The sequence below is a fragment of the Neisseria sp. RH3002v2g genome, from assembly GCF_014596425.2.
Classification (GTDB): domain Bacteria; phylum Pseudomonadota; class Gammaproteobacteria; order Burkholderiales; family Neisseriaceae; genus Neisseria.
Genome location: NZ_CP110721.1, coordinates 1,084,662 through 1,096,693, shown reverse-complemented (window position 1 = coordinate 1,096,693; position 12,032 = coordinate 1,084,662). Strand labels below are relative to the sequence as shown.

Sequence of the window (12,032 nt, the reverse complement as noted above, 5' to 3'; positions counted from 1 at the left end):
TCAGACGGCCTTAATCAGTCTTTTTTATGGATACGGTGGCTGACGGTATTGAAAAAACCGCGCAGGATGTCGATGTCTTCGGTTTGTGTATTGGCGCGGCCGAACAGGCTCTGCATACGGCGCATCAGGCGTTCGCCGTTGCGGCGGTTGAAAAAGCCGATGTCGTTCATCACGCTTTCCATGTGGGCGACCATGCCTTTGATTTGCTCATGGGTCGCGGCGTGGTCTTCCTGTTGAAGATGGGTCATGGGCGAATCGGTTTGGCTGAAGATTTCGTAGCACACGACCTGCACGGCTTGGGCGAGGTTGAGCGAGAAATAGTCGGGGTTGCCGTTGATGGTCATCAGTCGGTTGCAGGCTTGGACTTCTTCGATGCTCAAACCGAACGTTTCGTTGCCGAAGACCAGCGCCACTTTCTCGCCGCGGTTGGCGGCCTGCAGTAATTCGGGTACTAACTCGCGCGGGGTTTGCAGCGGCGCAGTAATTTCGCGGCGGCGGCTGGTCAGGGCGCAGGCGATGGTGGTGTCGGCAAGGGCTTCGTCCAAAGAAGCGGCAATGGTGGCATTTTCCAAAACGTCTGCCGCGCCGGAAGCGAGGATGAAACTTTCCTCCGGTAATTTAAACGATTGCGGATGATCCGGGTCGAACACGGGCGGATTTTCCGTCATCGGCGTTGCCATCAGATTAGGGGCGACGATGGTCAGTTTGTGCAGGCCCATTGTTTTCATGGCGCGCGCGGCGGAGCCGATATTGGAAGGATGGCTGGTGCGCGTGAGGATGATGCGGATGTTGTCCAGATAAGCGGGCAGGGCGGGTTTTTCGGAAGTCATGTTTTGTTTTCTGTTTGTACGGGAATCAGGTATAATGCGCCATCTTTTTGTTTTCAGACGGCCTTTTTCCATGCCGTCTGAAATGTTCTTTAACAGCATCGGAAACGATTAACAGCCTCTTGTGTGCCTTGTTCGGCGCATTAGGGCGTATTTTACCTGAATTAGGAAGAAAACCATGAATCCGTTTTTAAATACCGCTTTCAAAGCCGCCCGTAAAGCAGGGCAAATGATGATTCGCGCCGCCGGCAATCTGGATGCCGTCAAAGTAGACAGTAAAGCATTCAACGACTTCGTTTCCGATGTTGACCGCAGCTCTGAAATGATTTTGGTAGAAGCGCTCAAAGAAGCCTATCCGCATCACAAAATCACTTGCGAAGAAGGCAGCTCCCACGGTAAAGCCACCGCCGAGTACGAATGGATTATCGATCCGCTCGACGGCACAACCAACTTCCTCCACGGCCATCCTCAATACGCTATCTCTATGGCACTCCTGCACAAAGGCGTGTTGCAAGAAGCTTTGGTGTACGCACCTGAGCGCAACGACGTATATATGGCTTCCCGTGGCAAAGGCGCGTTGCTCAACGACCGCCGCATCCGCGTTTCCAACCGCATCGAATTGAACCGCTGCCTGATCGGCACCGGCTTCCCTGTTGTCGATCAAAGCATGATGGACAAGTATCTGGCGATTTTGAAAGACTTCTTGGCAAAAACCGCCGGCGGCCGTCGTGAAGGCGCGGCTTCTTTGGATTTGTGTGCCGTTGCGGCCGGCCGTTTGGACGGTTTCTTTGAGTTTAATCTCAAACCTTGGGATATTGCCGCCGGTGCATTGATTGTCCAAGAAGCAGGCGGTATCGTTACCGATATGTCCGGCGATGAAGGCTGGTTGGAAAGCGGCGACATCGTTGCGGCCAATCCTAAAGTATTGGCGCAAATGCTGAAAATTATTTCCGACCATCAATAAGCGATTGTAGGGAACGGTCTGTATTTATCTTTGCAGACTAGAGTTTCAATAATCGGTAAAAGGCCGTCTGAAACCTGAAATAGGGTTTCAGACGGCCTTTTGTTTTGTTGTTAACGGATTCGTGTAAAAGCTGAAAATATGGCTTTTGAAGGGGGCACTTTTTAATTTTGTCTGTATTTTCTATTGCTTCGCAGTTATGATGTGGATTGGCTTGGCTGAAATAATGCCGCGTGCAATCATAAAAATAGAAAGCAGAGGAGAATAATGAAACGAGATTTTGAAGCAGTAAAACGCATTGTCATTAAGATTGGAACCAGCTCTTTGGTGTTGCCAAACGGTAAAATCAATTTGGCAAAAATCGACCAACTGGCCTTTGTCATTTCCAGCTTGGTTGGAAAGGGCAAAGAAATTGTGCTGGTGTCTTCCGGCGCGATGGGCTTTGGGCTGAATGTCCTTAACATGGAAAAACGTCCGGCGGAAATGGCGCAGCAGCAGGCTGTTTCCAGCGTCGGCCAAGTGGCCATGATGAGCCTTTACTCGCAGATTTTTTCCCATTATCGGATGACGGTATCGCAAATCCTGCTGACGCGCGATGTGGTCGAATATCCGGAAAGTTTGGCAAACGTTACCAATGCTTTTGAATCCCTGCTTTCCATCGGTGTCATCCCTATTGTCAATGAGAATGACGCGGTCAGCGTGGACGAGATGGATCATGCGACCAAATTTGGCGATAACGACCGTTTGTCGGCAGTCGTGGCGAAAATCGTTAAAGCCGATTTGCTGATTATGTTGTCCGATATCGACGGTTTGTTTGATAAAAATCCGGCCGTTCACGCCGATGCCAAGCTGCTCAGCCATGTGGCCGATATTACCGAAGAAATTATTGCTTCTGCCGGCGGCTCGGGCAGTAAGTTTGGTACGGGCGGCATGCTCAGTAAGATTAAGAGCGCGCAGATGATGTTTGAACATCACGGCCAGATGGTGTTGATGAACAGCGCCAATCCGCGCGATATTCTTCAGGTTTTAGATGGCGCGCCTATCGGAACGTGGTTTGCACAAGAGAAATAGGGAGGTTTGATGAGCTATATCGAACAGTTGGGCAAGAATGCCCAAAAAGCCAGCAAAACGTTAATCAGCTTGGGAAGCGTAGAAAAAAACAATCTGCTGCGTCAGGTCGCAACGGCGTTGGTTGAACAGGCTGAGGTGATTTTGGCAGAAAATGCCCGCGATTTGGCCGCTGCAAAAGAAAACGGCATTTCGGACATTATGCTTGACAGGCTGCGTTTGAATCACGAACGCATCAAAGGCATTGCGGAAGGCGTTGGGCAGGTTGCCGATTTGCAGGACCCGATTGGGCAGGTTGTCCGCGGCTATACCAATTTGGACGGTTTGAAGATAGTTCAAAAACGCGTGCCTTTGGGTGTGGTCGCCATGATTTTTGAAAGCCGCCCGAATGTTTCGGTCGATGCGTTTTCTTTGGCCTTTAAAACCGGCAATGCCATTATTTTGCGCGGCGGCCGCGATGCCATTTATTCCAATACCGCATTGATTGCCGTCATCAGGCAGACTTTGGTACAAGCGGGAATGGATGCCGATGTGGTGCAGCTGGTTGAAGATACCAGTCATGCCGCTGCCGAGGAATTGATGCAGGCGGTTGATTATATTGATGTACTGATTCCGCGCGGCGGCGCGCGCTTGATTCAGACGGTGAAAGAGAAATCGAAAGTTCCCGTCATTGAAACTGGAGTCGGCAATTGCCATATTTATGTCGATGACAGCGCCGATTTGGAGATGGCGGTCGATATTGTCGTGAACGCCAAAACGCAGCGTCCGAGCGTGTGTAATGCCGCGGAGTCTTTGGTTGTTCATGAAAAGATAGCGGAAGCGTTTTTGCCCAAATTGGAAGAAGCCGTTTCCAAAGTGCATCCGGTCGAATTTAGAGCCGATCAGGAGGCATTGCGTATGTTTCAAAATGCTGTTTTGGCAACCGAGGAAGATTACAGTACCGAGTTTCTTGACTATATTATGTCGGTCAAAACAGTGAAATCAGTGGAAGAAGCCGTCGATTGGATTAACGACCATACGACGCATCACTCGGAAGCGATTGTGACCCAAAGCATTGCCCATGCCGAGTTTTTCCAAGAAAGCATTGATGCGGCGGCGGTTTATGTCAATGCGTCCACTCGGTTTACCGACGGCTTTGTGTTCGGATTGGGTGCGGAAATCGGGATTTCCACCCAAAAGATGCACGCCCGCGGCCCGATGGGTTTGGAAGCGCTGACTTCGACCAAGTTCTACATTAACGGCAACGGTCAGATCCGACGTTGATAAACGCCCCTCAACTTCATCAATTTGCGTATAATGGCGGGAAATTTGATTTTCCCCGAACAACCGATTTAGTAAAAAGGAACACACCATGTCCTCTATCCACGATCAAATCAAAGAAGTCGTTACCACACACCGCGTCGTATTGTTCATGAAAGGCACGAAGCAATTCCCGCAATGCGGCTTCTCTTCCCGTGCCGTACAAATCCTGAATGCGGCAGGTTGTACCGACTATGTAACCGTCAACGTATTGGAAAACGATGCCGTACGCCAAGGCATTAAAGAATACAGCGACTGGCCGACCATTCCTCAACTGTACGTTAACGGCGAATTTGTCGGCGGCTCTGACATTTTGATGGAAATGTACGAAGCCGGCGAACTGCAAGAATTGTTGAAAGCTTAAGCATTTTAAATATTCCCGCAATGTAAAATTGTTGACAAAGGCCGTCTGAAACCCTGATTCAGACGGCCTTTCGCATGAATACGCACTTTGCGCGCCATGCGAAAAAAAGTATAATCCCCCTCCATCAACGCAATTCGGAAAATCAACATGAACGTTACCGTTATCAACCACCCTTTAGTCCGCCACAAACTCACGCTGATGCGTGAAGCGGATTGCAGCACTTACAAATTCCGCACGCTTACCACCGAGTTGGCACGTCTGATGGCATATGAAGCCAGCCGTGACTTTGAAATTGAAAAATACATTATTGACGGCTGGTGCGGCTCCATCGAAGGCGACCGCATCAAAGGCAAAACGCTGACCGTCGTCCCGATTTTGCGTGCCGGTTTGGGTATGCTCGACGGCGTACTCGACCTGATTCCGACTGCCAAAATCAGCGTTGTCGGCTTGCAGCGCGATGAAGAAACTTTGAAACCGGTTTCTTATTTTGAAAAATTTGTCGACAGCATGGACGAACGTCCCGCGCTGATTATCGATCCAATGTTGGCGACCGGCGGCTCTATGGTTGCCACTATCGACCTTTTGAAAGCCAAAGGTTGCCGCAACATCAAAGCATTGGTATTGGTTGCCGCACCGGAAGGCGTGAAAGCCGTCAACGAGGCGCATCCTGATGTAACCATCTACACTGCCGCGCTCGACAGTCACTTGAACGAACACGGCTACATCATCCCCGGTTTGGGCGATGCCGGCGATAAGATTTTCGGTACACGTTAATTGAAATGTTTAAGGCCGTCTGAAAAGTGTCAAACCTAAACTTTCAGACGGCCTTGTTATATGGTTTGCTTTAAAACCCACATCAGAAAGGACAATCATGAGCTTCCAAGATAATCTTGCCGCCATGCCTGCCATCGATCATTTGAGCGGCTTGGATATTCTCGACAAAGAGGGTAATGTGGTTCATCACATTCCCAATGCACCCGGCAAACAAGGCTCGCTCAAGCTTTACCATGCTTTGGCGCAAGAGTTTGGCGGTAAACTTGACGCAGCGGCGGCAGAACGTGGCCTGGCATGGTTCGCCGAACATGTTGCCGATGCCGAAGCCAATCCGGGCAAACATCCGAATATTGATTTGCTGTTTAAAGTGAAAGCTGAAAATGCCAGCCTGACTTTGAAACCATTGGCTGCTTAATGAATACAAAAAAGGCCGTCTGAAAACAATATTCAGACGGCCTTTTTATATGCTTAAAGCCTTAAGCGATAGAGGCTTCAACGAATGCAGTCAGTTGGCCTTTAGCCAATGCGCCGACTTTAGTGGCAACGTTTTCGCCGTTCTTGAACACCATCAGGGTAGGGATGCCGCGAACGCCGAATTTGGCAGGAGTGGCTTCATTGTCGTCGATGTTGATTTTAACGACTTTCAGACGACCTTGGAACTCGGAGGCGATGTCGTCCAAGATTGGGGCAATCATTTTGCAAGGGCCGCACCATGGTGCCCAAAAGTCCAGCAATACAGGTACATCGGATTTCAAAACGTCTTGTTCGAAGCTGGCATCGCTAGCGTGGATAATCAATTCGCTGCTCATGTTTGTTTCCTTTTGAATCGGGATTAATAAATATGTTGTTCAGGATAGTGGCAGACAGGGAAAATTTCAAGTGCCGCCACTCGGTAATAGTTTTTTTGAAATGCGCCTATCGTAATCCTTAAAGATTCAGACGGCCTCTTGGACCATGTGGCCGGAGTGGGCAATCAAATGGCGCGTGTAGTCGCTGCTTGGATTGGCAAATACGCTTTCGCATTCGCCCTCTTCAACGACTTGACCGTCTTTCAATACCATTACGCGGTGGGAAATGGCGCGGATGACGGCGAGGTCGTGGCTGATGATGATGAAGGCGAGGCCGTATTCTTTTTGCAGGCCGCTGAGCAATTCAAGGATTTGTTGTTGCCATTGGACATCGAGCGCGCTGGTTGGTTCGTCCAATACGAGGATTTTCGGGCGGACAATGATGGCGCGGGCGATGGCGAGGCGTTGGCGTTGGCCGCCGGAGAATGCGTGCGGATAGCGTTCGAGTGCGTCTTCGGGCAGGCCGACTTGTTTGAGGACTTCTTCGACGCGGCGGCGCATTTCTTCGCGCGGCATTTCAGGTTCGTGCACGCGTAAGGCTTCGGAAACGGTATCAAAGACATTCATGCGCGGATTGAATGCGCCGAACGGGTCTTGGAACACCATTTGGATTTCGCGTCTCAATTCGCGTTTCCATGGCTCGCCGTTGACAATCAGGCTGCCTTCGGAATCGATAAGGTGCATAACGGCTTTGGCCAGTGTGGTTTTGCCGCTGCCGCTTTCGCCGATGATGCCTAAGGTTTCGCCGGATTTGAGGTCGAAAGAAATGGGGTTGAGGATGGTTTTGTCGCGTTTTTTAAACCAGCCGTCCGATTCTTTAACGGAAAAGGCGACGTGTTCGGCCTTGAGTACGGTGGCCGGGTTTTCAGGCAAGGGGGCGACGCGGCGCGTTGTGCCGGCGTTGAGCAGCATTTTGGTGTATTCGTGTTGCGGATTGGCGAAGACTTCGGCTGCTTTGCCGGTTTCAAGGATGCGGCCGTTACGCATAACGGCGACATCGTCGGCAAAACGGCGCACGAGGTTTAAGTCGTGCGTAATGTAGAGCATGGTCATGCCGTGGTCTTCCTGCAGGCGCGAGAGCAGGTCGAGAATTTGGGCTTGGACGGCAACGTCTAATGCGGTGGTCGGTTCGTCGGCAATCAGGAGCTTGGGCTGGGCGGATACGGCCATGGCAATCATGGCGCGCTGGCGTTGGCCGCCGGAAAGTTGGAACGGATAAGCCTGGGCTTTTTGCTCGGGCTGGTGGATGCCGGTTTCGTCTAGGAGTTCGATGGCGCGCGCCCATGCCTGTTTTTTATCCAAACCCAAATGCAGGGTCAGGACTTCGGCGATTTGTTCGCCGACGCGCATAACGGGGTTGAGGGCGGTCATGGGTTCTTGAAACACCATGCCGATTTCGCAGCCGCGCAGCTTTTGCAGGGCGCGTTCGGACTGGGTCAGCAGATCGGTTCCGCAATATTTCAGACGGCCTTCAAAGGTAACCATCGGGTTGAGGCGCATAATGCCTTGCGACAATACGGTTTTGCCGCTGCCGCTCTCGCCGACCAATGCCAGCTTGCGGCCGGGTTGCAAGGTCAGGTTGATATTGTGCAGGACTTGCTTGCTCGGAAAGGAGCCGTTTAGGTTTTCGATTTCGAGTATAGGTGTCGTCATGGTCGTGGCCGTCTGAAAAGGTTTGTGGAATACAGGTTGTTTTCAGACGGCCTGCATGAATCAAGAGGCCGTCTGAAACAGCGGTTTAGTCTTGAAACTGTTCTTTGAGTTTGCGTTTTAACACTTTGCCGGTGGCATTGCGCGGCAGCTCGTCTTGGAAGATGATTTGTTTGGGGATTTTAAAGTTTGCCAACAGGCCGCGCAGGTGGCTGCGGACTTCGGCTTCTTCCAGCTTCATGCCTTCTTTGAGTTGGATAAAGGCAATGATTTCTTCATCGGCGTATTGGTCTTTCACACCGATGACAGCGGCGGCTTCCACGGCATCGAGTTTGTAAATGGCTTCTTCGATTTCGCGCGGATAGACGTTTTGGCCTTTGGAAATAATCAGGTCTTTTTTGCGGTCGACGATGAAGATGAAGCCGTCTTCGTCTATGGTGACGAAGTCGCCGGTTTTCAGCCAACCGTTGACGATGGTTTCATCAGTGGCGTCAGGCATATTGAGGTAGCCTTGCATGACCGAGCCGCCTTTGATGATGAGTTCGCCCACTTCGCCGCGCGGCACTTCGACCAATTCGTCATCGACGGCTTTCACGGTCAGGCCGGGCAGGGCGACGCCGACGCTGGCGGTTTTTTGGCGTTCGGGCGTATTGACGGCCACGACGGGCGAGCATTCGCTCAAGCCGTAGCCTTCCAGCAATTTGGCGCGTGGGAATTTGGCTTTGAAGTCGTCAATGGTTTGTCCGGCCAAAGGCGCCCCGCCGCTGATAAACAGACGGACGCGGTTGAACCATCTGAAATACCAAGGAATTTTGGCTTTGCTCATGGCAGTGTAAATAGCCGGTACGCCGAGGAAAATGGTAGCGCGTTTGAGCAAAACCTGTTTCAACACGTTGGAGAACGGGAAGACAGATTTAACCAAAATAATCGAGCAGGCTTGATATATCGGCAGCAAAACCATGGCGGTCAGCGTAAAGCTGTGGAACATGGGCAAGAAGACGACAAAGCGGTCTTTGCTTGAAATTTGGAAAATTTGTTCGATGCCCGAAAGGTTGGAAAACAGGTTGCTGTAACTGATTAATGCGCCTTTGGGGTGGCCGGTTGTACCGGAGGTGTAGATAATGTGTGCCAAATCGTTGACGGACGGCTGACGGCTTAGATTCGGCTTGCCGGGGAATGTACGCGCGGCATCGAAATAGCTGTCTTCGCCACTGGCGGCTTTGGTTTCGCCAATCCAGATGATTTTACGGACTTTGGTTTTGGCTTTGATGTTTTTGAGTTCTTTAGCCAACGGCGCGGAGGCGAACATAAAGCGTGCGTCGCAGTCATTGAGGATGTAAGAGAACTCTTCGCTTTTCAAAAAGACGTTGAGTGGGACGGCTACTGCGCCGATGGAAGTAATGGCGAAATAGGCGGCAATAAATTCGGGAGAGTTGGAAACGACAAGGGCGACCTTGTCGCCATATTGTACACCTTCGTGTTGCAGATAGGCGGCGACGGTTTCTACTTCGTTTTTGAGGGAGGAATAGCTGATTTTTTCTTTGTCGCTGAAAATGACCGTGCCTTTACCGTTTTTTTGGCAGGCGGCTGTCAGCATGGCGTAAAAATTAGAGTGGGTGTGCATTTCGGAGTTTGTGTCCATATTGTGTCGATTGATGTACGGTTTCGATGAGCCGTTTATTTCGAAGGATAGGTTTTACATCCTATCGGTAAAATAAGCAAGAGGCCGTCTGAAAATACTTTCAGACGGCCTTGAGCTTTGCTGGGCTTAGGAAAGCAATATTTTGAATTTAAATTTATTTATTGTGTTGATGGAAATATTCCCATTCTTTAAAGGTCCGGCCGTTCGGAAGATAGCACAAGCCGATTTTGTTGTCGTTTCTGTCTTGAGCCATTTTAAGTTTGCCGTTGCATTTGAGGCAGAACTAGTGGTAGAAGCCTTAGAACTAGTCGTTGTTCAGACGGCTGTCGGGTACTTTCTTAAACAGGCGATAGAAATTGTCGCTGGTGTTTTGTGCCAATGTTTCCAAGCTCTCGCCGCGCAGATTGGCTACGAATTCGGCTGTATAGCGGACGTAGGACGGCTCGTTTTGTTTGCCGCGTTTGGGAACCGGTGCGAGGAAGGGGGCATCGGTTTCTATCAAGATTCTATCGGCAGGGACGTATTTGGCGGCTTCCTGAATCAGCGGCGCATTTTTAAACGTCACAATGCCGGAGAAGGAAATGTAGAAGCCCAAATCTAAAGCGGCTTTGGCGAAGGCAACGTCTTCGGAGAAGCAGTGAATCACGCCGGAGTTGGTATGGCACTCTTTCAAAATCCGCAAAGTGTCTTCGGCCGCATCGCGCGTGTGGACGATAACGGGCAGGCCGCTTTCGTTGGCGGCTTGGATGTGGTCGGCAAAGCGTTGATGCTGCCATGACAAATCGCCTTTGCACCAGTAATAGTCCAAACCGGTTTCGCCGATGCCGACGATTTTCGGATGTTTGGCCGCTTCTGCCATTTCGGCGATGGTAAATTCTTCCGCTTCTTGGCTGTCGGGATGTACGCCGATGGTGCAGTAGATGTGGTCGTGCGCCTGGGCAATGTCGAAGACTTCGGCAAAACTTTGTTTGCTGACGCTGATGGCAAGCGCCTGTTTGACGCTTTGCGCTTCCATATTGGCAAAGACTTCGGGCAGGCGGTCTTTTAGGCCGTCAAAGTTGAGATGGCAATGTGAATCGATTAAATGCATGGTATTACAGGGTAAAAGTAGTGCGGTCGCTGCGCAGGCGCGGGCCAAGCTCGGCTTCGATCAGGTTTTTTGCCTGCAGGCAGCTTTCGTGTTCGGAGAATGCAAGGCCTACGCCTTTGGGACGGTGGGCTGAAGTGCGCGCCGGATTGATCCAAACGACTTTGGTTGGCAGGAAGCGTTTGGGATAGTCGGCGATTTCCACGGCCAAGAGAATGTCTTCGCCTAGGGAGAATACGTCATCTGTCGGTACGAACAGGCCGCCGTGTTCTAAAAACGGCATATAGCAGTTGTACAACAGATTGGGGTCTTTGAGTTGCAAAGCCAACATCTTCGCCGGAATGTCTTTTTTATTCATCATTTATTACCTGTTAGGGTTTGTTTTGCCAAAAATCTAAATATTCGATAAGCAGATACTCAAGCTGCATTTTAACACTCAAGGTATGGTATCCGTAAGGGTTGAGCGCGTTCAGACGGCCCAATAGGGCAAACAGCCTGCGTGAATCGGTTTTGGAGGCCGTCTGAAGCAGGGCTTGGGCATGGTGCGGATAATAAAGCGGCGCCATGCTTTGTTGTGCCAAACCGACATCCGTCAGCCACTTTTGCAGCCAGTCGATGAAAACGGCCAGCGGTTGTTTTTGTTTGTCGAACGCGGCGGCGTAGTCGAGTATGGCCAACAGACGCGGGGCAGCCAGCAGCGTCAGCAACTCTTCGCGCAATGCGTCCAATTCGGGAGTCGGTGTGAATAAAGGTGCGCCGCTGTGGAATGCCAACAAGGCTTCGGCATTTTCCACGCCCTGTTGACGCAGATATGCCGCAGCCTGCTCATGGGTCGGCGAGGGCAGCACCATCTGGCGGCAACGGCTTTTAATGGTGGGCAGGAGTTTGTCGCGCGCGTGGGTAACGAGCAGGAAAACAACGTGTTGCGGCGGCTCTTCCAAAGCTTTCAACAAACCGTTTGCCGCCTGTGTATTCATGCTTTCCGCCGGATGTACCAATACCACGCGCAGGCCGCCTCGGACAGCGGTCAGGTAAATGTTTTCCACAATATCGCGCACGGCATCGATTTTGATTTGCAGGAGTTTGCGTCCTATTGCCTCGCCTTCGGGAATTTCCGGCGTGAGTTCGTAAAAGTCGGGATGCGTGTTTTGGCTGAACAAATGGCACGAAGCACACTCACCGCAGGGTTCATGACCGGACTTGGGCGATTCGCACAGCAATGCCTGCGCGACAAAGCGGGCAAACTCGGTTTTGCCGGTATTTTCTTTGCCGGTAAACAGCCAGGCGTTGGGACGGTTTTGCCAATGGGCGGCGAGCTGTTGCCATTGGGTTTCATGCCATGGATAAATCATATCGTTTGGGAACTATAAGGTAGGTGGTTATTATACGCTCAGGCCGTCTGAAAAAGTTTTCAGACGGCCTTTAATAAGCTGCCTAAAAATTAATCAAATATCGTTTTGTTTTGAAATATCAAACATTAAGCCGACTTATTCACAGCCTTTGCACACGCTT

General features: G+C 50.9%; 14 protein-coding genes. 6 read left to right on the top strand and 8 right to left on the bottom strand.

Annotated elements, in window-relative coordinates:
• Positions 1–14: 14 nt before the first annotated feature.
• Positions 15–830 carry an RNA methyltransferase gene (locus BBP27_RS05270; RefSeq protein ID WP_188211279.1) on the bottom strand — a complete coding sequence of 272 codons (816 nt, stop codon included), beginning with the start codon at positions 828–830 and terminating at the stop codon, positions 15–17.
• 175 nt (positions 831–1,005) lie between these two features.
• Here BBP27_RS05270 and BBP27_RS05265 point away from each other — a divergent pair, with 175 nt between their 5' ends.
• The 6 genes from BBP27_RS05265 to BBP27_RS05240 all read left to right on the top strand — a co-directional run bounded on the left by BBP27_RS05265 (position 1,006) and on the right by BBP27_RS05240 (position 5,708).
• Entirely contained in the window at positions 1,006–1,791 is a 786-nt protein-coding gene (locus tag BBP27_RS05265; protein WP_188211280.1) for an inositol monophosphatase family protein, read from the top strand.
• A gap of 264 nt (positions 1,792–2,055) precedes the next feature.
• Entirely contained in the window at positions 2,056–2,859 is an 804-nt protein-coding gene (gene proB, locus BBP27_RS05260) for a glutamate 5-kinase (RefSeq protein ID WP_222570419.1), read from the top strand.
• 9 nt (positions 2,860–2,868) lie between these two features.
• A complete protein-coding gene (locus BBP27_RS05255) occupies positions 2,869–4,119 on the top strand; it encodes a glutamate-5-semialdehyde dehydrogenase (RefSeq protein WP_188211281.1) in 1,251 nt (416 codons plus the stop codon).
• Between the two features lie 88 nt (positions 4,120–4,207).
• A complete protein-coding gene (grxD, locus tag BBP27_RS05250; protein WP_003681608.1) occupies positions 4,208–4,519 on the top strand; it encodes a Grx4 family monothiol glutaredoxin in 312 nt (103 codons plus the stop codon).
• A 147-nt stretch (positions 4,520–4,666) separates the two neighbouring features.
• Complete coding sequence (gene upp, locus BBP27_RS05245; protein WP_003746048.1) at positions 4,667–5,293, top strand: uracil phosphoribosyltransferase; 627 nt, start codon at positions 4,667–4,669, stop codon at positions 5,291–5,293.
• Positions 5,294–5,390: 97 nt separating this feature from the next.
• Positions 5,391–5,708, top strand: a complete 318-nt coding sequence (locus BBP27_RS05240; RefSeq protein ID WP_049335566.1) for a DUF2322 family protein — start codon at positions 5,391–5,393, stop codon at positions 5,706–5,708.
• A gap of 61 nt (positions 5,709–5,769) precedes the next feature.
• Here BBP27_RS05240 and trxA read toward each other — a convergent pair whose 3' ends face one another.
• The 7 genes from trxA to BBP27_RS05210 form a co-directional block, all read right to left on the bottom strand.
• On the bottom strand, positions 5,770–6,102 hold the full coding sequence (gene trxA / locus BBP27_RS05235; protein WP_003681479.1) for a thioredoxin TrxA: 333 nt from the start codon (positions 6,100–6,102) through the stop codon (positions 5,770–5,772).
• A 126-nt stretch (positions 6,103–6,228) separates the two neighbouring features.
• A complete protein-coding gene (locus tag BBP27_RS05230) occupies positions 6,229–7,794 on the bottom strand; it encodes an ABC transporter ATP-binding protein (protein WP_188211282.1) in 1,566 nt (521 codons plus the stop codon).
• A gap of 85 nt (positions 7,795–7,879) precedes the next feature.
• Positions 7,880–9,433: a fatty acid--CoA ligase gene (locus BBP27_RS05225; RefSeq protein WP_188211283.1), complete on the bottom strand. Its 1,554-nt coding sequence runs from the start codon at positions 9,431–9,433 to the stop codon at positions 7,880–7,882.
• Positions 9,434–9,587: 154 nt separating this feature from the next.
• Positions 9,588–9,686 carry a DUF333 domain-containing protein gene (locus BBP27_RS10645; protein WP_188211284.1) on the bottom strand — a complete coding sequence of 33 codons (99 nt, stop codon included), beginning with the start codon at positions 9,684–9,686 and terminating at the stop codon, positions 9,588–9,590.
• A 51-nt stretch (positions 9,687–9,737) separates the two neighbouring features.
• Positions 9,738–10,523, bottom strand: a complete 786-nt coding sequence (locus tag BBP27_RS05220; protein ID WP_188211285.1) for a TatD family hydrolase — start codon at positions 10,521–10,523, stop codon at positions 9,738–9,740.
• A 4-nt stretch (positions 10,524–10,527) separates the two neighbouring features.
• Positions 10,528–10,881, bottom strand: a complete 354-nt coding sequence (locus BBP27_RS05215; RefSeq protein WP_003682949.1) for a PilZ domain-containing protein — start codon at positions 10,879–10,881, stop codon at positions 10,528–10,530.
• Positions 10,882–10,891: 10 nt separating this feature from the next.
• On the bottom strand, positions 10,892–11,872 hold the full coding sequence (locus tag BBP27_RS05210) for a DNA polymerase III subunit delta' (protein ID WP_004520841.1): 981 nt from the start codon (positions 11,870–11,872) through the stop codon (positions 10,892–10,894).
• Positions 11,873–12,032 lie beyond the last annotated feature (160 nt).